The sequence below is a fragment of the Reichenbachiella versicolor genome (assembly GCF_003171675.1).
Taxonomy (GTDB): domain Bacteria; phylum Bacteroidota; class Bacteroidia; order Cytophagales; family Cyclobacteriaceae; genus Reichenbachiella; species Reichenbachiella versicolor.
Map to the genome: position 1 here is coordinate 172,136 of NZ_QFZQ01000004.1, position 24,096 is coordinate 196,231.

The 24,096-nt window shown below is 38.1% G+C and carries 16 protein-coding genes and 2 tRNA genes; 14 read left to right on the forward strand and 4 right to left on the reverse strand.

Going from position 1 to position 24,096, the window contains the following annotated elements:
• Positions 1-177: 177 nt before the first annotated feature.
• The gene (locus DKG80_RS10375) at positions 178-2,583 is read left to right on the forward strand and encodes a bifunctional UDP-N-acetylmuramoyl-tripeptide:D-alanyl-D-alanine ligase/alanine racemase (protein ID WP_109831273.1); all 2,406 of its coding nucleotides are present in this window, start codon (positions 178-180) and stop codon (positions 2,581-2,583) included.
• On the opposite strand, the gene DKG80_RS21145 is transcribed toward DKG80_RS10375, so the two are convergent.
• Positions 2,584-2,733, reverse strand: coding sequence for a hypothetical protein (locus DKG80_RS21145; RefSeq protein WP_162555811.1), 150 nt, complete (start codon positions 2,731-2,733; stop codon positions 2,584-2,586).
• Positions 2,734-2,817: 84 nt separating this feature from the next.
• Between DKG80_RS21145 and DKG80_RS10380 the strand changes: the two genes are divergently transcribed.
• The 6 genes from DKG80_RS10380 to DKG80_RS10405 all read left to right on the forward strand — a co-directional run bounded on the left by DKG80_RS10380 (position 2,818) and on the right by DKG80_RS10405 (position 5,136).
• Complete coding sequence (locus tag DKG80_RS10380) at positions 2,818-3,309, forward strand: PaaI family thioesterase (RefSeq protein WP_109831274.1); 492 nt, start codon at positions 2,818-2,820, stop codon at positions 3,307-3,309.
• A gap of 149 nt (positions 3,310-3,458) precedes the next feature.
• Positions 3,459-3,531, forward strand: a tRNA-Gly gene (locus DKG80_RS10385).
• A 101-nt stretch (positions 3,532-3,632) separates the two neighbouring features.
• Positions 3,633-3,716: transfer RNA gene (locus DKG80_RS10390), tRNA-Leu, on the forward strand.
• Positions 3,717-3,918: 202 nt separating this feature from the next.
• Positions 3,919-4,224, forward strand: a complete 306-nt coding sequence (locus DKG80_RS10395; protein WP_109831275.1) for a hypothetical protein — start codon at positions 3,919-3,921, stop codon at positions 4,222-4,224.
• A 53-nt stretch (positions 4,225-4,277) separates the two neighbouring features.
• On the forward strand, positions 4,278-4,721 hold the full coding sequence (locus tag DKG80_RS10400; RefSeq protein ID WP_109831276.1) for a hypothetical protein: 444 nt from the start codon (positions 4,278-4,280) through the stop codon (positions 4,719-4,721).
• 70 nt (positions 4,722-4,791) lie between these two features.
• On the forward strand, positions 4,792-5,136 hold the full coding sequence (locus tag DKG80_RS10405; RefSeq protein ID WP_109831277.1) for a hypothetical protein: 345 nt from the start codon (positions 4,792-4,794) through the stop codon (positions 5,134-5,136).
• Between the two features lie 576 nt (positions 5,137-5,712).
• Here DKG80_RS10405 and DKG80_RS10410 read toward each other — a convergent pair.
• Both DKG80_RS10410 and DKG80_RS10415 read right to left on the reverse strand, forming a co-directional pair.
• The gene (locus DKG80_RS10410) at positions 5,713-5,940 is read right to left on the reverse strand and encodes a hypothetical protein (RefSeq protein ID WP_109831278.1); all 228 of its coding nucleotides are present in this window, start codon (positions 5,938-5,940) and stop codon (positions 5,713-5,715) included.
• Positions 5,924-8,242, reverse strand: coding sequence for an AAA family ATPase (locus DKG80_RS10415; RefSeq protein ID WP_109831279.1), 2,319 nt, complete (start codon positions 8,240-8,242; stop codon positions 5,924-5,926). The genes DKG80_RS10410 and DKG80_RS10415 overlap by 17 nt, the downstream gene beginning before the upstream one ends.
• A gap of 750 nt (positions 8,243-8,992) precedes the next feature.
• Between DKG80_RS10415 and DKG80_RS10425 the strand changes: the two genes are divergently transcribed.
• From DKG80_RS10425 to DKG80_RS10455, 7 genes are all read left to right on the forward strand, one after another.
• Entirely contained in the window at positions 8,993-11,629 is a 2,637-nt protein-coding gene (locus tag DKG80_RS10425; protein ID WP_245906993.1) for a VPS10 domain-containing protein, read from the forward strand.
• 678 nt (positions 11,630-12,307) lie between these two features.
• A complete protein-coding gene (locus tag DKG80_RS10430) occupies positions 12,308-14,080 on the forward strand; it encodes an arylsulfatase (protein ID WP_109831299.1) in 1,773 nt (590 codons plus the stop codon).
• 90 nt (positions 14,081-14,170) lie between these two features.
• Entirely contained in the window at positions 14,171-15,544 is a 1,374-nt protein-coding gene (locus DKG80_RS10435) for a family 43 glycosylhydrolase (RefSeq protein ID WP_109831281.1), read from the forward strand.
• 222 nt (positions 15,545-15,766) lie between these two features.
• Positions 15,767-17,329 carry an alpha-L-fucosidase gene (locus DKG80_RS10440; protein WP_109831282.1) on the forward strand — a complete coding sequence of 521 codons (1,563 nt, stop codon included), beginning with the start codon at positions 15,767-15,769 and terminating at the stop codon, positions 17,327-17,329.
• Positions 17,330-17,486: 157 nt separating this feature from the next.
• Positions 17,487-19,454 carry a sulfatase-like hydrolase/transferase gene (locus DKG80_RS10445; RefSeq protein WP_162555812.1) on the forward strand — a complete coding sequence of 656 codons (1,968 nt, stop codon included), beginning with the start codon at positions 17,487-17,489 and terminating at the stop codon, positions 19,452-19,454.
• Positions 19,455-19,482: 28 nt separating this feature from the next.
• Complete coding sequence (locus DKG80_RS10450) at positions 19,483-21,111, forward strand: sulfatase-like hydrolase/transferase (RefSeq protein ID WP_109831283.1); 1,629 nt, start codon at positions 19,483-19,485, stop codon at positions 21,109-21,111.
• A gap of 248 nt (positions 21,112-21,359) precedes the next feature.
• Positions 21,360-23,213 (forward strand): sulfatase-like hydrolase/transferase, encoded by a 1,854-nt coding sequence (locus DKG80_RS10455; RefSeq protein WP_109831284.1) that lies wholly within the window; start codon positions 21,360-21,362, stop codon positions 23,211-23,213.
• Between the two features lie 105 nt (positions 23,214-23,318).
• Here DKG80_RS10455 and DKG80_RS10460 read toward each other — a convergent pair whose 3' ends face one another.
• The gene (locus DKG80_RS10460) at positions 23,319-23,588 is read right to left on the reverse strand and encodes a hypothetical protein (protein WP_109831285.1); all 270 of its coding nucleotides are present in this window, start codon (positions 23,586-23,588) and stop codon (positions 23,319-23,321) included.
• Between the last annotated feature and the right edge of the window lie 508 nt (positions 23,589-24,096).

Genomic DNA, 24,096 nt, shown 5'->3' on the forward strand with positions numbered 1-24,096 from the left:
TGAAAAAACAACCCACAGTCAAGATTTGTAGCTAATTTTCAAAAATGAAGTTTCCCGACTCAAGAGGAGGGATGGCTTAGTGATTTTATTGAAGTCGATTCAATGTGCAGGCAATAATACCAATATGGAGATATTGTCCTGTGATTAAAAATGCACTCAAAGCATAAAAGATAGTATATGAAGTTTAGTCAAATTGATCAGATAACTACGGGTGATTTTCAGCAAGTATCCTCAGATGTTGAAATTCGAGATTTAGTTACAGATACTCGCAATATCGCGGTAGGACAAGGAGTTGTTTTTTTTGCCATAGAAGGAAAGAATCACGATGGTCATCAATTTGTAAGCGATGCTTATACAAGCGGCGCAAGATGCTTTGTAGTCGAAAAACCAGTTAAACTTCCCGAAGATGCTAGTGTTTTTATAGTTAATCAGTCTTTGGATGCTTTACAAGACCTCGCGAAAGCCCACAGAGCACAGTTTAATTATCCAGTCGTTGCTGTAACAGGAAGCAATGGTAAGACTATTGTAAAGGAGTGGCTGGCTCAGATGTTGGATTACAAATATAGTATTGTCAAAAGTCCAAAGAGTTATAACTCTCAGCTCGGAGTTCCACTTTCAGTTTGGCAAATGTCAGGGCATCATAATGTAGCAATATTCGAAGCGGGAATATCTAGGAAGGGAGAGATGGGTAAGTTAGAGTCAATCATTAAACCTTCAGTTGGGATATTTACAAATATTGGAGAAGCGCATAATGCAGGGTTCGATTCACATCTAGAGAAGGCGAGAGAAAAAGCTCAGTTATTTAAAGGAACTAAGAAAATAATCTATTGCGAAGATCATAAAGTTGTCAAGGAGGCATTGACTTCTTTTTATTCTGCTGATCGATTGGTTGGTTGGTCGATTAGTGAAAATAAAGGTCGAAAATTCAAAGTAAAAATAGGTGAACAGGAACTTGATTTGAGATTGAAATTTACGGATCATGCCTCGGTAGAAAATTGTGTTCACTGTGCAGTGACATTGCATGTGTTTGGTTTTGGTGTTGAATTAATTCAACAACGGTTGGATACTTTATCGACTGTCAAAATGCGTCTGGAAATGAAGCAAGCAGTCAATCGCTCATATATAATTGATGATACTTACAACAACGATCTTTATGGCTTAGAAATCGCAATTTCATTTCTCAACAGCCAGAAGCAAAGAACTAAGAAAACAGTTATCCTATCAGACCTATATCAAACAGGTCTAGATCAGAAAGTCCTTTATAGAAAAGTTGATAATCTTCTAAAGGCTAACAAAGTGCAAAGGCTGATAGGTGTAGGTGCTGAGATATCAGCTGCACAAGATGCATTTACATTGGAATCAAATTTTTATCCAGATACAGAGAGTTTTCTAAGTTCTGACTTGAATATTCATGACGAGATTGTTTTAATCAAGGGGGCTAGAGATTTCAAATTTGAAAGAATAGTCGATCGGTATGAGTATAAGGTTCATGGTACAGTTTTGGAGGTGAACTTGGAGAAAGTAACGAACAACCTGAACTATTATCGATCGAAGCTCAAAGAAGAAACCAAAATCATGGTAATGGTTAAGGCTTTCGCTTATGGAGGAGGGAACTTCGAAATAGCCAATCTTCTACAATATCATAAAGTTGATTATTTAGGAGTGGCTTATACGGATGAGGCGGTAGAACTCAGAAAGAACGGTGTTCATCTACCAATAATGATTATGAACGCCTCTATGGATTCTTTCAGACTGATCAAAGAGTATAATCTGGAACCAGAAATTTACAGTTTGGAGCAGTTCTATGATTTTACAGATTATTTTGAAAATGAAGAAGTCGTACCTGCGATTCATATTAAGCTAGAGACGGGTATGAACAGATTAGGCTTCAAAGAAAACGAGTTGAATATGCTCATAGATCAACTCAAAGTCAATAAGGATATTAAAGTCAAGAGTATATTTAGTCATTTGGCTGGAAGTGAAGACCCTAGGCATAAAGAGTTTACAGTTAAACAGGTTTCTAGATTTGAGCAAATGAGTCTAAAGGTTATGGATGCTCTTTGGTATAAACCAATGCGTCACATAGTTAATTCTGGAGGGATATCTAGATATCCAGAATACCAATTCGATATGGTAAGGCTTGGAATAGGGTTATATGGCTTTGATCCTAGTCAATCAGATGATGGGCAAGTCCAACCAATAGGCACTTTAAAGTCTTTTGTTTCTCAGGTAAAGTTAATCCCCGCTGGAGAGTCTATAGGCTACGGTAGAGCTGGTTTTGCTCAGTCAGATATGCAGATAGCAGTTGTGCCAATTGGCTACGCTGATGGTTATATTAGGGCGTTTGGAAATGGAAAAGGGCAAATGATGATCAATGGAAGCTTAGTCTCAACTGTGGGGAATATTTGTATGGATATGACTATGATAGATGTTACAGATGTCAAGGTAAAATCTGGAGATGAGGTAATTGTATTTGGAGAAAACCCTACTATTAAAGATCTGTCGGATTGGATAGGTACCATTCCATACGAGATACTAACCAATATTAGTCAGCGAGTAAAGCGGGTGTATTCATCAGAATAATCAACCGCCACATCCAATCAGCTTTTTAAAATCTATATTAGGAAAGCCTGCATCTTTAGAATCAATATGTGGTTGATTTTCAGATGCAGACTTTTGGGTATGTTTAGGTTTACTTTTTTCTTTATTTGATTTAGTCGATCGGTCTGCCATATTTCATAACTTGAAGCATCAATGAGGGTAGGGAACCTGATTACAGAGGATAAGTTAGTTAAAATAGGCTGTAACTAAAAAATCATGAATTCTGAAATTAAAGATTATTTCCAAGATCACATGCCAGAGAATGTATGTTTTGGGTGTGGGGTTAAAAATGACGAAGGTTTACACGTCAAGAGTTTTTGGCAGGGTGAGGAATCAGTAAGTAAATGGATGCCAGAGGAGAAATATCATGGTTGGGCCAATCTGCTTAATGGAGGGATTATAGCGACATTGATTGACTGTCATTGTATGTGTACTGCTATGGCTTATGCATACAAAACAGAAAGTAGAGGTTTGGGCACATTTCCAGAATATAGATATGCGACAGGTACTATCAATGTAAAGTATTTGGCTCCAACACCTATAGATAAGGAGGTAGTGCTAAAAGCACTGGTGACAGAGATGAAAGGGAAGAAGGTAGTGCTTAAATGCGATATGTTTTCTGGGGAAACCAAGACTGCTGAAGCTGAAGTTATAGCTATCAAGGTGTATGATAGCAGTGAAGGGAAAAGCAGTTTATTCAAAGCTTGAAAATAATTTGAAATTTTTCTCTCAGATTATCAGAGTGTTAATAAAAACTTCGTCAAATATTACCTTGAGGTGTTGAAAATGTAAAAACGCTTCTTATCTTTGCACCCGTAATAACCAAACGGGTTGTTAAAACAAGAAATAATGAAAACGCGAAAGTAGCTCAGCTGGTAGAGCGCCACCTTGCCAAGGTGGAGGTCGCGGGTTCGAACCCCGTCTTTCGCTCTAATGAGTGTGATAGTGTATGTGGAGTGAGAAGGTGCAAAAGCATCGCGCATACACTTTTTTTATGTCTTTTTGACTCTTACACATTCATAACGCCACACACCGGAGTGGTGGAATTGGTAGACACGTCAGACTTAAAATCTGATGGCCTTCGGGCCGTGCGGGTTCAAGTCCCGCCTCTGGTACTCTAAGCCCTTGTTCCTTTTGGATTCAAGGGCTTTTTGTTTTTGTACGATCTATGTTTAGACTGATAGGGTTAGAATTGATCAATCTATATTTCTGTATTAAGAGTAAGTTCGTTTAGTTTTAGCATCTCCCATAATTATAATCATATAAGTTATATAGCGCCTTCTGATAAGAAAGGAACTATTAGAATTAAGACTTATGATGTCAAAAATTATTAAAGAAACGTGGCAAGAAGCTTCAAGCAAATTAAGCTTTGAAATAATAATGCCGTATAAAATTGAATCAAATGATTTTGAGGTAGAAGTTTTTGGTTTTTTACCAAATTATGGTTCTGAAAATGGCATGTTAGTAGAGATTATGTATCCTCCATATTTTGAAATGGATAGAAATATCATTCAGTGGGCCAAAGGCAATGATTGCTTTTATGCTTTCATAAATGCTGATGAATATCTTAAGTATGATAAAAATAAGTTTATGGAAATACTTGAGGATTGGAAAATAGAATGAATTTTCTTTTGAAGACGCTTATTTAAAGACTGTGTCGCAATCATATTAGAGATATGAAATTTTTACCAGCATTTACGTTATTGGTTTTAGTACTTACATCTTGTGACAATAGTAGGTTAAATAATGATAAACTTATTAGTCCAGTATTTTCTAATAAGTTTGATACTATACGAAATAACAGCGTATATAGAACGAAAATATTCTTATCAGATAACAAACTGTTAAAACAAGCTCGTGAGTTAGGTATTACTAATCCAGTTAGTGTGAGATTTGTTACAGGAATGGCTGAAGAAAGATTATTTGCTATACCTAATCAAGCCGCAGTAGTCGAGTCTGATACAGCTTTCGTTACTTTTTCAATAAAGATAGATACGTTAGGTGTTGGGGATATTGTTGAATATTATTGGCAATGTCACTATGCTATTGACTATGATTTGTCAGGAAGTGGTGTTGATACAACTTTTATTGTTAATAAAATGCTGTTAGTTAAAGGTTGAGTTTTATTAGACAATTACATATGTTTTTGATGTTGTGGCAACTTAATCAAAGCACGGAAGAAGAGAATCCATGAATGAGAAGATATTAATTGATAGTGTGAAGAATTTGGATAAGGTTCAGATGGCTGAGTATTTTTACAGTAACAAAGTGTCCTTACAAAGAGTACAGAATTTTCCTGTAGAATTAAGAGAGAAAGCAATTAGTGCTTTAGAGAGACGAGATAAGTCTTTGTCGAAAGGGCTTCAATTGTTTTACTTTTTACTGCCAACAGGGAGGTTTACTTCTTTTTCTGGAGCTGGTCCAAAGTACATGGAGAATGGATATTTTAAGAAAGAGAAACAGTTCCAAATTGCTTCGTGGTTGGGGATTTTCTTTTACGTTGTATTATTTTTTGTAATATCGAAATTATTCTAATTAGAAATAGATGAAAGCCTCTGAGAAATCAGGGGCTTTTTTTAATAATGCACTTCTTCAGCGTTACCATTATCAATTAGCCATTGGTTGACGTTCTCTTTACATCTCAGCGATGAATCGACCGTAGTTGTCATTCGCTGTTGCCATCTTGTAGCTGGTATTGACGATTTACAGATCAGGAAATAGAGATCAGATAAAAAGAAATGTAAGCCACGGGAGACTGTGGCTTTTTTATGCCTAAAATATTGGAATGGGAATGGGAGGGAATTAGGAAGAGTAATCGGGCTCTAAAGCTTAAGGTTAGAACGATACTCTTAAAATAAAATAAGAAAGAGAATATCTATCATCAATCAAATTAGCTGCTGGTCGAAATACAACCACACAAAACGGGGCACAACTTAGACAGCAATACAACAATCCTGTAGAAAAATTAGACGTATCAGCATCAGAGTGCTATTTGTAAAATTTAGCTATTGATTTCAGTAGGCAGAGGGATGCTTGATTTATATTTAATTTGATGTAGAGTTGGAATGATAAACCACCATGCCGTGCATGGCGGGAGTAGTTATTTCTTCGCTATTCTTCTGTTTCTTCTTCTTCGAATATTTCAGAAACCTTTTCCAGCATCTCTTTAAGATTTTCTTCTTCATCTTCTGTTAGATTATTGAAATCAGTTTCTGCAATTCGATTATTTTCAAGTAATTGCTTAATCATTTCGGTATATGTGAAATCCACAGCTACAGTTCCTTGCTGAATTTTGACCGTTATCTCATTATTATCTTCTTTATTAAATATTAATTTCATGATCACTAAACTTTTTTAGGTTGTACTTTTTTACTCGCTTCTTAATGGAGGACTTTCCTCCATCAGTTATTGACGCAATATGATCCACTACGCTAATACCTTCAATTTTCCCTTCAAGAGGGCTTGATTTAATAATCAACTTGTTGTTTTCGTTTCTGCACAGTATAATGTTCTGAGCATCTGCTAACATTGGAATCGTTGCATTGTGAGAGACTAAAATGATTTGCTTTTTTGATTTGATCTTTTTTACTGCTTCGACTAAGCCTTTATTAATGTAATCTGTTGCTAAATTATCTTCAGGTTGATCAATTATTATTGGTGCAATGTCATTTTCATAACCAAGAATTAAGTCGAGTATGACAGATGTTTTCCAACCTGGGCTAAGCTTATCAAACTCTCGATTATCCTTAGTAATAATTTTATATTTCTTCCTGTTCAAGGACTCAAAGCCATTATAGATTTTATTCTCAAAATCATCATAATCATAAACCTTAGGCTTACGTTTCATGAAATTGGTTTCATAAAAAAGCTCTGGTGTAATGGATGCGAAATCGGATATTTTGTTTTTTATGAAATGGTTTACTATATCAATAAACTTATCCTTATTGAGTACAAAGTCGTTTTCAATGTAGAGTTTATGACCCATTGACTCAATTTCTTCAGAATCGAAATTTAATGAGTAATTCGATATGGTATTTACGGTACTATAAAATTTTCTGTACGCTCTGATATATCTTTTTAGAGAAGCAAGTAGCTTGTTGAAATTTTGTCTTTTTGATTGGTCTTCTTGATTTCTGTGCCTTAACAATTGATTATAAGAATTTTGCTCTTGTTCAAGTAAAGTCCTGACTTGTTTTTCTTTACTGGATACTTCTAGTGCGTAATTTAATTTTGCTTTTAAATCCTCTATAAGTTTAGGATTGTGCTTGACAAATGGATATGCAGAAAGAAATGAATCTATGGAGTCTAATGATTTTATATAGCTCTCGTGTGTTGGCTTTGAAAATTGAATTTTTTCATGCTCCAATTCAGTAGGCTGGAGATTATCAAAAATGTTTGTTTCAAGGTTATCCTTAGTAATCAATCTGGAAATAACCGGAATAGTCGAAAGTGTTTGAGTCTCTTCCTCAAGAACCTTAACATCTTTGATTAATTCTTGGATGTTAGCCTTAAACTCTCTTAATCCATTCGATATACTTGTCTTAATATCCCCGTCACCCGGAAACACTCTTTTGATAATATCTATATTCTCGATTTTATCTTCACTGATATTATTCACTACACTCATAATGTAGTTCTGTGAGAGGTAGTGAGGAATCATTCCTGATGGATTAATAATACTGATTCTATCTACCTCATATTGATCATATACAGTGGCTTCTGTTTGTTTATTTAAGCATCTGACTATTGAGTCGACTAACAATGTTTTTCCACTAGAAGAACCTCCAATGATTACATTTAAACCAGAAGTTAATTCAATGTCAATTTCAATATTTGGTCTATTGTGCTTTACGGATTGGATTTTCTCTGAAAAAAAACTTGGCTTTTTTCGAGTATAAATCAGTCTAGAACGTTCGGACAAGGAAAGTCTTAAACCGTTGAAGGTTGGTTGTGCCAACATCCAAGTTGGATTAAAGGGATGTTTGTCTTTACCATTCGGATAGATTTCAGGGTTGTAGTTATCACTACATGTAATCAGGTTTACAAAGTCATTAATCCCTAATTTTTTAAAGTATTCCTGCGTTCTTTCAAGCCCATTATCACCACGGGCTGTAAACCCCTCAAAATGGTTGTAATAAATATTCTTTTCTAGAGTACTATCCAGTCTAGTTTCCTTTGGAATTGAAGTATTAAATGTGGCATGAGATTGACCTCCATGAGGAAGTAACATAAACTCATAAGAATCAAAGTTGTTTATGATGTCTTGTATTGATGGAATTCTAGGATCAGTTTTTTGAACCACTTTATTTGGATAAAGCTTGTCGAGTTTTTCGTTAATATCGTCAATACAGTCTTCTGTAATTTCTTTTAAGTCAAAATATATGTGACAATGGTATGCTGGGCAGTTATCATAGTTCTTGATATGAAGTTCCACTCCCAACACTATATTGATGCCCAATTCAATAGCTCTTAAGTAAGCTGGTTTGTTGACCATATTGTGATCTGTCAATGAGATTAAAAAATTCGAATTTTCATTAAATTCTTGAATTTTCTTGATTAATAACTCTAGATCATAGTTCTGATTAACGCTGTTAGGATCAAGTGAGGTATGAATGTGAGTATCTAAATATATGGGATTCATGGATCTCTAATTACCGTCAACAACCGAGTAATAACACTCCGTTTTTCTTTCGTATTGAAATACAATACTATAAACGACAACAACCAATTACAAACGACGGGGATAAGTAGTTTACTCTGGTGCTGAACCCTAAGAACAGCCATTAACTCCATAAAAACACAATAAATCTCTCAAAAAACGATGTTACGCAGTTTTGAATGATAAAAACCTAGAAAAAACGACCGTTCTCTGAAAAAAATGAGTCTACGGAGATTTTCTGGGGTCATTCGCACATTTTCAGGGGCCATTCGCGGTTTTTTGAGTGCCATTCGCTGATTTTGAAGGGGTATTCGCATGCGAATGGCTATAAAAAAGTGCGAATGGGCCTTCCAAAACAGCGAATACCCCTTCAAAAAGTGCGTAGAGCCAATTTTTTTAGCGAATAGGGACAGAATAATAGCGAATGGCGGTTTTTTAGCCGTTTTTGGAACAAAAGCCTACTCAAATCGAACTCCAAACACCAGTTTTAGCCTGTTGATCAGTCCGTGGAAAGCCACTTCACCCATGAACCAAGATTCTGCTATCGATAGATCTAAACTCTTTGTAGAAGAACCTTAGTCCAAAATAAGGTGGTAATTCTAACCTAAACCTCCTGTGTTTTCTAAATTCAGCCTTTGTTGAGTGGGCAACTGAATCATTTTGAAAGGCTGTGATTACCTATTGCAGGCAAATCGAGAATGATATTTCGAAATAGAGTTAAAGCAGAGTACGATGATGAAATTAAAGATAAGATTAAGCCTGTTGGCTATGCTGGCCTTGATTGTATGTCAGTCTGTTTATGGAAAGAAGAAAGATGACTTTTTCAAGAAAATAAAAACAGAAAGAGTAACATCCGACCAATCAATAGAGTGGAAGAACTTTGGACCTGGGATGTCAGGATACAATGAGGAATTTTGGTGTCACCCTACAGATCCCAATACGATGCTGATGGGGCCAGATATGCACGTCACCTTTGGAACTTGGGACAATGGTAAATCTTGGCATACAGTAAAAGACTCAGATGGATCAGGTCAATTCATGAAAAGAGTTCACGACATTGAGTTTTCTCGTCAAAACCCTGATTTTGGAATTGCATTAGATTGGCATGGTTGGGTATTTGAGACTAACGACAGAGGAAGATCATGGCAAAAGTTAGCAGTATTGGGCAGAACACCCGAACAATCAGGTAAAGATAAATGGTGGTCACAGCAATTAGGAATGAGGCTTAGCGAGTTGGCAGTTGACCCGACAGATGATAATATTTGGTATGCAGGAGCAGGAGATTTTTGGAATGTAAAGGAGAATCATAAATCCGCTAACCAACCTCATGGAAACGTATACAAATATGCCGACTATGGATATATCAAAAAATCAACAGACAAAGGAAAGACTTGGACTAAGTACAACAAAGGCCTTCCTGAAAATACGGATGTAGCCAAAATTATTATCAATCCTAATAATACAAATCATCTGATCATGGCTACGAATGTAGGCCTGATGACTAGTATGAATGGAGGCAAGTCTTGGGCAAAGAAATCGAAAGGTCTTCCAAATGATCTGCCAAGAGATTTGACATCATTCTATGATCCAGACACCAAAGAGTTTGTATTGTATCTGGTAGACCAAACAGTATATGAAGAAGAAGGGCAAACTACCACTGCTAGGGGCGGAGTCTTCATAAGTGTAGATGCAGGTGCTACATGGAAGGATATTACATCTGACCTATACTTTGACTTGAAGGCAATGAATTCATTTGCAGAGACTGATCGTTATTACCGCACGATAGGGTATTGGTTTGGTCTCAATAAAAAAGAAGCAAAATCTAAATACTCAGAGGTTCCGAATAAGACTCTACCAGTATTCAATCGCATCGCAGTTAATCCATTAGATAAAAATGAGATCTACGTAACCTTCAACAAGAAGCATGATATGACTTTTGGAGCGGGAGATGTTTGGAGAACTTTGGATGGAGGTAGCACTTGGATCAGCTGTGCTCGAAATGGACAATATTGGGAGAAAGGTCAAAATGTAGATTATTGGAAAAAGAGAAACAACCCTGTAGAACCAAATATTCAGTTTGCCCACCTTCACAAGCATATGGCTCACGAACCAGCACGGTCAGGTAATAGAACACTGGAAATTAACGCCAAGGGACATGTATATATTGGAATAGATCAGCAGACACTGTTATCCACTGATAAGGGGAATACATGGAATCAAGTAGACGACTACGAAACCTCTCCAGGTAGTGGGAAGTGGATCGGTAGAGGAGACAGCGATCTTCCAGGTCGATTTATGTTGATGGAAACAGGAATCAAAGGAAGGAGATTGCTGTGCAGCGGAGAGCATGGACTCTGGCAGACAACAGATTTGGAAAGTTGGCCAGATAAGCAAGCTGTAGCCGTAGAGCAGATAGAAGGCCAAGTTCATAAGAAAGGAGCGCATTCTATTTCTACAGTAGCTGTTCATCCGAAAGATCCAAATACGATATTCTTCTTGAGCTGGAGACAGTCACACAGAGGGAAACTTCGAAAGACAACTGATGGGGGGAAGACTTGGGAAAATATAGCCACCATCTTTGATGTCAAGAGTCCCCTTCATAGAGGACTAGCTGCACAAAATAGCTTGACAATTGATCCTCAAAATCCAGACAATATGTATTTCTGCTCTACTCATCAGATGATTTCAGAAGTAGGAGGCGGAAAAGGGCCAAAACTCACAAAAGGAGGATATGGGTTTTATAGATCTTTTGACGGAGGATATACTTGGGAGCTAAGTAATAAAGGCTTTCATGACAAGTTTAGTATTCGAAGAATTATTCTAGATCCAGATAATCCAAAAGTCATTTATGCCGCTTCAAACGATAACAATGGAGGGCTATATAAGTCAACCGACAAAGGAACTAGTTGGAAAAAGATGACGATTCCTTCTGTGATCAAATCCGTCAACAATGTCTTTATAGATAGAAATACCAAGGATATTTTCATCAGTACTGGGAGAAGGATGGGAACGTATGAAGAAGGCGGAGTTTGGAGTAGTTCAGACAAAGGCAAGACATGGAAGAAAATATTCAAAGCACCCTATGTGTGGCAAATTGAAACTTCTCCAATCAATCCTGATATCCTAGTGGTCAGTGTAGCAGGTCAGCAGATCAGTAAAATTGGAGAATTTCTCAATCCAGGTTTATACCTATCTATGGACCGAGGCACGACATGGACTAAAATCAATAAAGGACTCGGTCAGCCAGATAAAATAGTGGATGTGAAACCAGACCCATACAACGAAGACGTACTTTGGTGTGCATCATGGGGATGTGGGTGGTACATTGCTTACCTAAATGGTTCCAAAGAACCTTGGTTAAAAGAATAAGGGTTTGATACCCCAATACATGCTTTGAAAGTATCAATTCAAAGCATTTGTAATGCATAATACGCTATCACAAAAGGCAACAATTCGTTGCCTTTTGTGATAAAAAACTTCAGTTCGATTTAAAAAACTGCTTATTCGGTGCTTCACAAGAAAGAATGAAAATTATACTGTCTGAGCGCTAGCGAGTTTATAATTTTCTAGACTTTTTGCTTCCTTTTTTGGCAATGAAAAAAGGAAGAGCCTGCCTGGCTTGAAGGCAAAAGCTTGATTAAGTGTAATGGATTTAGGTTTTGCAGAGTGTTTGAATAAAGTTATTAATCGAACTCAGGTCTAAAAATTTAATCAACTGATCCATACATATTGATTGAGGAATAGGTTGAGAATACTTTAGATCAGAAAGTTAATTCTATGATCAGGTTAGAACAGGCTGTTTTAACTGTTAAGCATGAAATGGAATATGTCAGTTCAGTTATTCTTTAGATATAAAATGACAACAAGCCGCTTTAATTTGGTTGTTTTACTTCCTGATTACATCGTTGTGAGCGAGAAAAGCAATTAGTTTCTTTATAGAAGCAACTGGGTATTTGAGATGATTGTAAAGTCAAATCAGCCAAATATTAGAATCTGTTTTTCGGCCATAGAAGTGATCAAAGAATGATAAGAACTAAATATCACAATATGAAGATCAGAACTTCGATATTCGCAGCATTACTACTTACCCTTACCCTCTATTCGACTGCTAAACCTGACAAACCTAATGTCATTTTGATCCTAACCGATGATCAAGGAATAGGAGACTTAGGGTGTCATGGCAATCCTTGGCTAAAGACTCCAAATATTGATGCGTTTTACAAAGAAGCCGTACGAATGACTGACTTCCATGTTAGTCCACTATGCACTCCCACCAGATCAGCCATCATGACTGGTCGTTACCCAATTAATAATGGTACATGGGCGACTTACAAAGGTCGTGACGCACTTCAAGGGGATGCTGTTACTATGGCTGATGTATTTAAACAAGCCGGATACAAAACAGGGATATTTGGTAAGTGGCATCTAGGAGATAACTATCCCGTGAGACCAACAGACCTCGGTTTTGATGAAGCGATTCATCATCTCGCCGGTGGAGTAGGAGAACTATCAGACTATTGGGGCAATGACTACTTTGACGATACATATTACGTCAATAATGAGCCAAAGAAATTTGAAGGGTATTGTACAGATGTATGGTTTCAGGAAACCATAAAATTCATAGATAAGAACAAGGAGGAGCCATTCTTCATCTATCTACCGACCAACGCACCACATGATCCACTGATAGTGGCGGAAGAATATGCAGCTCCATATAAGCATCTAGAAGGAGATAAAATTATTAGCGCTAACCTCTACGGTATGATTGCCAATATTGATGAGAATTTTGGAAAATTCAGAGCGTATTTGGATGACCAAGGTTTGACCAAAAACACAATTTTGATCTACATGAGTGACAATGGTACCCGATATGGATATAGCCCAGATGGTAAATTAGGATATAACATGGGGTTCAGAGGTATTAAAGGCAGCAAACAAGAAGGGGGGCACAGAGTTCCGTTTTTTATCCATTGGCCAGAAGGAAAAGTCAAAGGAGGTAGAGATATTACTGAAGTAGCAGCACATGTAGATTTGATTCCTACGTTGGCAAGTCTATGTGGTATAGGTATTCCAAAAGGAATGCCATTGGATGGAATAGATTTATCCCCACTATTGACCAAGAAGCAGACGGAGCTTGAAGATAGAACGGTCTTTGTACATCACCGTCAAGATTGGAGACCTCCAATGGAAATCAACCAAACCTGTCTCATTAATGATCAATGGAGATTAATCAACGGTAAAAAGCTATATGACGTCAAAACTGATCCGTCCCAAAGAAAAGATTTAGCCTCTCAAAATCCAGAGCTAGTTAATAAGCTTAAAAACGATAATAGCAAGTTTGTACAAGCTTCTAAACAGAATAAAGAATACTATGAATTGCCGGTAGCTATAGTCGGAAACCCTGCACAAAAGGAAATTAAACTCACTATCCAGCACGCTATAGGTGAAGGAGGGGGGATCTGGAAGACTGAGCAAGTAGCTGCAGGCATGACTAATGTAAATAATACCCACGCACTACAAATAGACCAAGATGGAGTTTATCGCATATCCTGTAGACGTTGGCCAAAGGAATGTTCAGGACCTATTTTAGGTGTCCCTGCAAAAGTTCCAGAAGGGGATTTTGAATATAAGGCAATCACTCCCAAAAAGGTGAGAATTAGAATAGCGAATCAAATGCTAGAAAAAGAAATAGGAGAAAACGACGAGGAAGTAGTATTTGAAGTTAGCCTTCAAAAAGGAAAGACTCTTTTAGTTAATGATTTCATTGATGGAAAAGATAAATATGGAGTGTACTACACCTATGTGAGTCTAGCGCATTAATTAGAAATAGCAAAAGCACAAACAATCAGATTAACACACCATCAATTAAAAGCATCTTCGATGGTATAAATCATTCTAACAAAATCAGAAATGAAAAATACAGTAATACTACTGGCAGCAATTACATTATTAGCTTGTCAGCAGCCAAAACAAACAACAGAAGTAGAGTCAAAGGAAGATAGTATATCCTCAGACATCATTCAAACAGATGTCATAGTTCCAGAACATGGAATGGCAGACCCACATGCCTGGGTGCATAATGACACACTCTACATTATTTGTGGACACGATGAATCTTGGGCAGGAAAAGGATCTTTCCGAATGGATAGATGGGAAGTATGGTCTACAGTTGATTTAGTTAACTGGACCTTTCACAGGAACATTTTGCCATCTGATACCTATATCGGAGATCAACCCAATTGCTGGGCAGGAGATATTTGTGAGAGAAACGGTAAGTTTTATTGGTTCTTTTCAAATCGAAATATCGATTCTGGTGTAATGGAAGCAGACTCACCTACGGGAGAATATAAGGATATCTTAGGGAAGCCATTATTACCAAAAGGTATCGTTCCAGTACATCCATATGATCCTGAAATCTACGTAGAAGACGGAGTATATACTATCAGTTTTGGAGCAGGAACATATTATATGGCTACACTAGCTGAAGATATGAAATCACTCACTACGGAACCTAAACCGGTATTGGTTTTAGATAGTCTAGGCAATAAGTTGGGTGTTCCAGATAAGTCTACACTCTTTAAGAGAAATGATTGGTATTACCTTGTGTATGGAAATAAATACGCAATGTCCAAGAATCTATATGGACCCTATGATTTCAAGGGAGCTTTCTTAGATGGTGGACACACTAGTTTTTTCGACTGGAAGGGGCAGAAATATGTATTACAAGAAAATCATGACATTAGTGCCTTCTACAGAGGAGCTAGTTTGAAACCTGTATTCTTCAATGAAGATGAAACTATCATGGTGCCAGAGGATGACCGAATGTACCCAGCACCTGGACGTCCGTTTAGATTCATTAGCAGTACGATGGGTTGGGTCACTGAAGATGATCAAGATGTGAACTATGCCGACGGTGTGATTTCAGGAGAAGTGACGAAAAAAGGAGCTGTGATTAAAAGTGCTCCATGGTTATATACAAAGTCATCTTTATGCTCAGATATGAGTTTTCGAATCAAAAATAACAGTGAAGCCACAGAATTAAAGGTAGCACTCTTTTCTAGAGATCGCAGTAGGAATTTTTGGTCCGAAACAGCTCCAGTAGACTGGACAGCCCAAGAATGGATTACGATTCCAATTTCTAGTGAAGATGAAGAGTTTAAGACCTATGAATTGAGTTTGTCAAAATTCTCTGATATCAAAGAGCGTATTATGCAAGTGGCGATTCAGCCAGCGGCTGATGCGAGCTCAGGAAGTTGGGAGATAGACGAAGTAATTATTAAATAGTACCAGAAATCAGGAAACGGACCATTCTCGTTTCCTGATTTCTTTTGTTTAAGGGGGTAAATCCTTAAAAAAGACTTGTAAATTCTGAGAGTCCCTTCGTTAGTTTTTCACCCTTTGAAAATCGATATTCTCTACCCAAATATTTGATTTTCTATCAACACATTTGCAATCTGAGCAAGGTGCAGATGGGCTCGGTTAACAAATTGATAGAATAATTCATATATGAAGAATGCAACGAAAATAGGGCTATTAGCAATAATGGTCTTGTTGATTGGAGCCAGTTTAACTCAGGCCCAATCCAAAACTGAGAAATACCAGGAAAGCTGGGAATCACTCTCCAAAGTAAATGCAACACCAGATTGGTTTCTTGACGCTAAACTTGGGATATATGCTCACTGGGGTCCCGTATCAGAAGCATTGGACGGTTCTGACCCAAAGAAATTTTACAGAGGATGGCACGGTATGATCATGTACCAAGACGGTAAAAAAGTCCCTACAAAAAATAATCAGCCATCAAATAACTTTCTCCACCACAAGGAAAAATATGGCGATCCAGGTAAACATGGATATGTAGAAGTAATTGAAAACTTCAAGCCTACTAAGTTTGATGCCAAAGTATGGGCAGACCTTTTCAAAAAGTCAGGCGCTAAGTTCGCAGGACCTGTAGCGATGCACCATGATAACTTCGCTATGTGGGATGCTAAGTCTACAAGATGGAATTCTAAGAATTATGGAGGGATTGACCCATCAGCTGATCTTAAGAAAGAAATCGAGGCAAACGGCTTAAAATTCATGGCTTCATTTCACCATGCTTTTACATGGAAATATTGGGGACCAGCTCACGCCTATGGTGGAGTGAAGAAAAAGGACTACGATTTATATACTAATCCTCACGGATTGGATGATGATGTGCCAGATGAAAGATTCTTAAAAGAATGGTGGGCTAAACTAAAAGAATACATTGATGTATATCAACCTGATATGCTTTGGTTCGATTGGTGGTTAGAGAACTTACCAGAGGCAGATCGCCAGAAGTTCTTAGCATACTATTACAACAAAGGTCTTGAGTGGGATAAAGAAGTGTGTGTAGCGTATAAAGAAACAACTTTCCCAATCGAAACAGCTATCAAAGACTACGAAAGAGGTCGTCCAAATCAGCCTAAAAATCCAGCATGGTTGACAGATACATCTCCAGGAGCTTGGTTCTTTAGAACTGGAGCTAAATTCAAGAAGCCAAATGACCTAATCGATATATTGGTAGATATCGTAGCGAAAAATGGTTTAATGCTTCTAAATGTTCCTCCAAACCCAGATGGATCTATCCCATCAGAGATGGTACACCTTCTAGAAGAAATGGGTGCATGGTTAGAAGTCAATGGAGATGCTATATACGCTACTAGACCTTGGACGGTATTCGGTGAAGGCCCTACTAGACTTCCTGAAGGAGGACATAAGATAGAGAAGATCAAAATCGAATACACTAATAAAGATATTAGGTATACCAAGAAATCTGAAAAAGAGTTTTATGCAATCGTGATGGGTAAACCTGAAGGAGATATCATCATGAAAACTTTGAGCACAGATATTGGAGTTTTAAATTCTAAGATTTTGAATGTAAGCCTACTTGGTAGCGATGAAAAGATTGAATGGACTAGAGATTCAAGAGGTTTGGTAGTGAAAGCGCCAAAGTCTCTACCTTCAGACTACGCACATTCTTTCAAAATCCTTATGGAAGGATACTCTGAGAACGATATCGGAGGAAACGTAGCTGCACACGAGGATTGATCCTAGCTAATCAAAATATTTTAGTAGGCTTTTTTAGCCTACTAAAATATTCTTCCTGACATTGAGGATGATGAAGTAGTGCTAGTAAACTTCTGTAAACTCTTCTCCTTCAGGACAGATAGGATTTAACCCCTACTACACCTGCAAAAGAATGATTATGACTATTACTACTATCTACAAAAAACTACTCCTACTTCTTTGTCTAGGACTTAGCGTTGCTACTTACGCAGATAAACCCAACATTATCCTTCTATTCGCTGATGATATCAGTCCCCGCGAACTACCTATTTATGGTTCTACCGTTTGGAGTTTACCAAAAGGAGGAGGTCTAGCTGGCGGAGATACATCAGACCCTAAATACAGAGCCAAAACCCCAGTATTAGATAAAATAGCACAGGAAGGTTGTTATTTCAAGACTGCATGGGCAGCTACAGTCTGTGGTCCCAGCCGTGCGATGATGATGACAGGTCGCTATGCACACTTACACAAATGGTGGCACAATAAAGGTAAAGGCAAAAGTCCCGAAGGAGCCTCAGTATGGAATTTATATGAAAGCTCTCCACACACAATCGGTCATGTAGCCAAAGCTGGAGGGTATTCGACATATTGGGCTGGAAAGACGCAGATGGAAGATGTAAGAAACTTTGCATTTGACGAAGGGTGCTTGGTTCCAGGCTCAGGTTCTCACAACAAAGCTATTCCTACAACTGATTTCAGGTTAGAAAACCAAAAAGACGGAAGTGGCAATTGGAAAAAGAATACGGATGGAAGTAGAAAACTATTCAACGCCGATAACAATGCTGAAGTAGATTCCTATGTACAATCAGGCTGGTATTGGTATCCACATGTACAGCTAATGTTTCATCCCGATGAGACAGAAGATCTAGTTTGGTGGCCTACCAATGACAATCACACTGCGGCTAAAGATACCTTCGGAGTAAATACCTATGGACCTGATGTAGAGCTAGAATTCATCTTTGAGTTTATGGAGCGAAAACACAAAGAAGACGAGCCTTTCTTTATCTATCATACCAGTCATCTTGGACATGATGCATGGGATTTTTTGTTTCACGATGAAGCCAACAAATGGCCAGGCACTCCTAAAGTAAGCTGGGATGGAAGTAAGTATACCCGCACTAAGCCAAATATTACTGGTGATAATGGAGTCTATGATACACACGGAACCGTAACCGAAGACGGTATACACACCCATGTCAACTACCTCGATTATCAAGTTTGGCTATACATGAACAAACTGAAGGAGTTGGGAATAGAGAATGAAACCATTTTTATATTCAGTGCAGACAATGGTACTAGTGGCTATGGTAAGTCACTTAACGATAGCCAGAAAGGGACTCATGTCCCAATGATCATCTATGCACCTGGATTAGGAATGACCAAAACAGGAGAACAAGAAGAGATGGTTAACATTTCAGATATGTTGCCTACGATCGCTGATTTGGCAGGAGTTAAGATACCCGATGATTATGAAATCAACGGAACTAGCCTGTACAGATATCTATTCACCAATCAAAAGACTACTCGAGAATGGGTCTATGGCTATCACAAGGAAACTCAGCTTATAAGAGGAGAATACGTTTTACTAGATGGAAGAGGCAATTGGTATGATGTAAAAGGAAATCCAAACGATCTCATCAGCTTTACTAAAATAGAAGACGCAGATTGGGCCAGTTTATCAGAAGAACATCGAAAAGAAAAAGCTGAATTAGAAGCTATAATTCCAGACTACAGTCAGGAAAAGTCTGGTATAGACGCGCCAGCTGGTGGCTTTGATGAACCAGCAGACTTAAGAGAGCTAACCGCTGAAGAAATTGAAACCCTAAACAAACCAGTTTTAGAAACCCCAGATGAAGGAAATGAACAAGGATTGTCAGTAAATAATAAACTTCTAGACGTTCGTGTATACCCTAATCCAACTCAAGGCACCTTAAATATAAGAGGTGTTTCACCCGGAGCTGATTACAAGATCTATGATAATAGAGGGGTAGAATTGGTAGAATCATACCTAAACATGGGGGCATCAATAGATGTGAGTGCATTCGATGCAGGAATCTATTTTATATCCCTAGAAGGAATAATGATCAAGTTTAAAATATCAGATTAGTACAGTTCGAAAAGAACATAGAGATAGAATGAGAAAAATAGTTTTATCGTTAATAGTGTTAGCTATTAGCATGACTGCCTTTGCAGGAAAGAAAAGGAGCCAACCCAATATCATCATTTTGTTTGCAGATGATATTAGTGCTCGCGAACTACCCATATATGGTTCATCCAAGTGGTCAGCCCCGATCAAAAGTGGAGCAAAAGGAATAGATACTTCCGATCCAAAATTCAGAGCCAAAACTCCAAACTTAGACAAATTGGCTAACGAAGGGTGTTATGTGAAAACCGCTTGGGCATCTACTATTTGTGGACCAAGTCGAGCGATGATGATGACCGGAAGGTATGCACATTTACATAAGTGGTGGCACAACAAAGACAAAGGGAAAAGCCCAGAGGGAAAATCAGGCTGGAGACTTCATGATAGTTCCCCACATACAATCGCCCATGTAGCTAAAGCTGGAGGTTATTCAACTTACTGGGCAGGTAAAACCCAAATGAGTGATGTCCGCAAATTTGGATTCGACGAAGGCTGTTTTACACCTGGAGAAGGATCGTATAACAGAGCTATTCCGACTACCGATTTTAGACTAGAATCTAGAAAAGTAGATGGCAAGAAAAAGATCTACAATGCAGATAACAATAAGATTGCCGATTCCTATGTGCAGTCTGGTTGGTACTGGTATCCACATGTGCAATTGATGAATCATCCTGATGAGACGGAAGAACTAGTCTGGTGGCCTACCACCAAAAATCACAAAGCTGCGAAAGATACCTTTGGATTGAATACCTATGGACCAGATGTGGAGCTAGAGTTTGTATTCGATTATATGGAGCGGAAAGTCAAAGAAGATAAACCATTCTTTGTGTATCACACCAGTCACCTAGGGCACGATGCGTGGGATTTTTTCAATCATGAAGAAGCCAATAAATGGCCTGGAACTCCAGTGATCAAATGGGATGGGAAAAAGTACACACGTACTAAACCTAACATCACAGGAGACAATGGAGTCTATGATACACACGGAACTGTTACAGAGCAAGGAATTCATACCCATATCAATTACCTAGACTTCCAAGTCTGGCAATACATGAATAAACTTAAATCTCTTGGAATAGAGGATAATACCATCTTTATTTTTTGTGCAGACAATGGGACGAGCGGATATGGGAAAAGCAGTGTAGTAGCTCAAAAAGGCACACACGTACCAATGATTATTTATGCTCCCGTTCTCAATATGACTAAGCAAGGAGAAGTAGATATAGTAGTCAATCTATCAGATGTTTTACCAACGATCGCGGATGTAGTAGGCGTAGAAATTCCAGAAAGCTATGAAATCAATGGGGAAAGTTTGATTCCATATCTGACTACTAAAGAAGCAGGGTTTAGAGACTGGATTTATAGCTATCATAAAGATCGAACACTAGCTAGAGGAGACTTAGTCATGAAAGACGGAAATGGTATTTGGTACGACGTGAGTAAAAGTCCAAAAAACTTAATCAGCTTTCCGAAGATTACAGACTGGAGTCAAGTATCAGAAGCTCACAGAGTCCAAAGAGATGAGATAAAAGCAATAATTCCTCAATACGACAAGTATGCCGCCGAACATGATGCACCAAAGGGAGGATATGGTAAAGTAGACCCTTTGAAGAAGGAATGAATAAGTAATCAGTATCTGAAACCGACCTATTGAATATAGGTGTTCAGAAAATATTGAGACACATATAGTCTTGTCAAAAAGAGGTGAAATTGTTCACCTCTTTTTGTTTATAATCTTTTCCTAAGTGTTTTACAGCTAGGTTTTAGTTTCGTAAGTCTATAAATCCTTGTTTTTGAGACCTAAATCTCAATAGACAGAAGAGGCTTCATTCGTCTATATGCAACGAAACAAGCAGAAACAATAAAATTATGAAAAGACTGAAATTGATACTAGCGGTCATCGCATTGTTCGCCGCTGGTAAAGTAGTAATGGCTCAGCAACAGCCAAATGTTCTATGGATATTGACAGATGATCATAGATACGATGCCATTAGAGCATTCAACAAAATGCTGACCGGTGAAGAGATGAGTAAACTCGGCTATGTAGAGTCTCCACAGACCGATAAGTTGGCGAGTATGGGTACCACCTTTATTAATACTTACTGCCAAGCGACAGGATGCGCTCCTTCCAGAGCATCGATGCACAACGGTCGCTATCCATTCAGGTCTGGAGTTTACGAATTTGAATACCACAACAACAATACAGATAATTCATACCCATATCTCCCTGAGCAGATGGCCAAGCTTGGTTATCAAACTGCCCATTTTGGCAAGCTAGGTGTAAGGATCAAAACCATTAATAAAAATGGAAAAGCAGTAGACCATAAACTATATCAGACAGATATTGACTCACGACTTTTAGGTAATGAAGGCTTGAAAGAATGGGGTAAAAAGATTCCTCTAAAAGAAGTTAATGGAACTAAGCTATCAAAGACGCTATGGGGACAGACCTATTTGAAAGACGATGATGGTAGAATATACTACATCTCAGAGATGATTGAGAAAGAAGTGCCAGGCTATGCAGGTACAGCCAAAGAAGCTTATGACAAGTTTGACCTAATGAGAAAACACACCTCCAAGAAGCCAGAAACTCCATTTAGTCCTGGGATATTAGGAGGAGTAAGTCCAAGAAAAGCAGGAAAGACCAGAGACGGATATTATACATCTACCTTCATTGATTACTTGGAAAATGAGAACAAGGAGTTTGCAGTTGGGACGAAGAGCTTTAAAGGAGTAGACCCATCCAAGCCAGTATTTGCACATATCGGGTATGACTTTCCACATACACCAGTACTGCCTCCAGCAAGTTTTAGAAAGAGGTTTTCAAATAAAAAATACGAAGTGCCAGAGTTGACTGAAGAGGAGTGGGAAACAATGCCAAAGCAAATGCAGAGGCAGGTAGGTAAGTCAAGATCCAACGAATTTCCTGATTGGGAAAAGCAGAAGATGATTCAAGACTACTATGCATTTTGTGCATATGGAGATGACCTAGTAGGACAGTCCGCAGAGGCATTCATTAAGTACAGTGAAAAAAATAAACAAGAATGGCTGATCGTCTTCGTATGTGGAGATCATGGCTGGAAGCTTAATGATCACGGAGCATTCTCTAAGTTCACGCCTTGGGAAGTAGACAGTCATAACCCTATTGTTGTCATATCTTCTGACAAGAAGAAATTTCCAGCAGGTAAAGTCGTAGAAAACTATACAGAGTTCGTAGATATCGCCCCGACCGTGTTGAGTGCTGCAGGAGCTAACTTAAAAAGCAAAGAGTTCAAATACTTGGATGGTATAGACCTACAAGAAACTGCCTCAGGCAAGGCTCAAGTGAGAGATTATGTGATAGGAGAAGGCCATGCAGTCACAGGGCCAAGAGCATATATTCGTACCAAAGAGTACGTTTTCTCCATGCAGACTAGACCAGATAAGAAGCGAGGAGTAAACATGGACTGGGCCAGAAAAGTACCTTATAAAGAGCTTGATCCAGCACTATATCATATGCCATCCGATCCAGGAGAGACTAAAAACCTAGCATTTGATAAGAAATACGCCAAGATAGCTGAGAAGATGCAAAACAAACTTATCGACATTGTCTTAGGAGATGGTAGAGCAGAGATCATGTGGGGTAAGACCAATCACGGAAGTAAGCCAAATGCTATCGGTACAGATGTGATTTATAATGAAAAATTCGCCGAAGGAGCACACGACTATAAATTGAAACTGTAATAAAATGAAAATAGTGGTTTGGAAGTTGCTAGCTATCCAAACCACTATCTTCTATTGTAGTAATTATTAAAGTAAAGGCGTTACTGAGATTGCATATCAAACCATCTATGCAATTTTCAAATTAGTTCTTTCGTCAGGACATCCCGTGTTAGTTTTTTCACCACTTTGACACGGACATAGATCGTAAAGATTGATGATCCCATCCCCGTCGATATCCCCGAACCTATCAAGCTTTGTATTTGATTGAGTCTTTTGAACATCAATAGTTTGGCTCGTAGTACTTACCTCTTTTTTAGAAGCTTTCTCCTCACACTGAGCAGTATAACCAACGAAAGAAAAAACTGACATCAAAACCACTAATCTAACAACTCTCATAACTCCTTAACTTTAAAATTTCACTACTAACTTTTCTCACCTACTAGCCGACTCGCTAGTTTATTATCGTATTACTTTTCCAAAGATATGAGAGTGATTATCCAGATTTTTTTAAAAAAGTCGAGTGGTAAAAGAAGAAAGTTAGAAAGCAAAAAAGGGATGTTCAGTGGTCAATCCTTAAATATCAGTTTTTAGCCTTTTTACTCAGTTGATCTTATAATAATCTTTTCTAATGTACAAAGCCGGTTTATGCGAGCTATAAAGGGCACGCATATATGCGAGGTGGTTAGGGTACGCATATATGCGTGGTCCGGAGGGGTCGCATAATTTTAAAAAGCTCAAATTTATTTTATGCGTACTATAAAGGGTACGCATATATGCGAGGTGGCTAGGGGTCGCATATTTTTTTCTGATGGATAGTGTGCCATAAAACGATTTACACTTTTTACTTTTTGTTTGGAGGTTTAAATAGGTAGATGATTATTCATCTTTAAGCAGATGTGCGTGT

Coding starts and splice junctions, on each gene's coding strand:
- DKG80_RS10375 (WP_109831273.1), top strand. CDS start 178: ATGAAGTTTAGTCAAATTGATCAGATAACTACGGGTGATTTTCAGCAA.
- DKG80_RS21145 (WP_162555811.1), bottom strand. CDS start 2,733: ATGGCAGACCGATCGACTAAATCAAATAAAGAAAAAAGTAAACCTAAA.
- DKG80_RS10380 (WP_109831274.1), top strand. CDS start 2,818: ATGAATTCTGAAATTAAAGATTATTTCCAAGATCACATGCCAGAGAAT.
- DKG80_RS10395 (WP_109831275.1), top strand. CDS start 3,919: ATGTCAAAAATTATTAAAGAAACGTGGCAAGAAGCTTCAAGCAAATTA.
- DKG80_RS10400 (WP_109831276.1), top strand. CDS start 4,278: ATGAAATTTTTACCAGCATTTACGTTATTGGTTTTAGTACTTACATCT.
- DKG80_RS10405 (WP_109831277.1), top strand. CDS start 4,792: ATGAATGAGAAGATATTAATTGATAGTGTGAAGAATTTGGATAAGGTT.
- DKG80_RS10410 (WP_109831278.1), bottom strand. CDS start 5,940: ATGAAATTAATATTTAATAAAGAAGATAATAATGAGATAACGGTCAAA.
- DKG80_RS10415 (WP_109831279.1), bottom strand. CDS start 8,242: ATGAATCCCATATATTTAGATACTCACATTCATACCTCACTTGATCCT.
- DKG80_RS10425 (WP_245906993.1), top strand. CDS start 8,993: ATGATGAAATTAAAGATAAGATTAAGCCTGTTGGCTATGCTGGCCTTG.
- DKG80_RS10430 (WP_109831299.1), top strand. CDS start 12,308: ATGAAGATCAGAACTTCGATATTCGCAGCATTACTACTTACCCTTACC.
- DKG80_RS10435 (WP_109831281.1), top strand. CDS start 14,171: ATGAAAAATACAGTAATACTACTGGCAGCAATTACATTATTAGCTTGT.
- DKG80_RS10440 (WP_109831282.1), top strand. CDS start 15,767: ATGAAGAATGCAACGAAAATAGGGCTATTAGCAATAATGGTCTTGTTG.
- DKG80_RS10445 (WP_162555812.1), top strand. CDS start 17,487: ATGACTATTACTACTATCTACAAAAAACTACTCCTACTTCTTTGTCTA.
- DKG80_RS10450 (WP_109831283.1), top strand. CDS start 19,483: ATGAGAAAAATAGTTTTATCGTTAATAGTGTTAGCTATTAGCATGACT.
- DKG80_RS10455 (WP_109831284.1), top strand. CDS start 21,360: ATGAAAAGACTGAAATTGATACTAGCGGTCATCGCATTGTTCGCCGCT.
- DKG80_RS10460 (WP_109831285.1), bottom strand. CDS start 23,588: ATGAGAGTTGTTAGATTAGTGGTTTTGATGTCAGTTTTTTCTTTCGTT.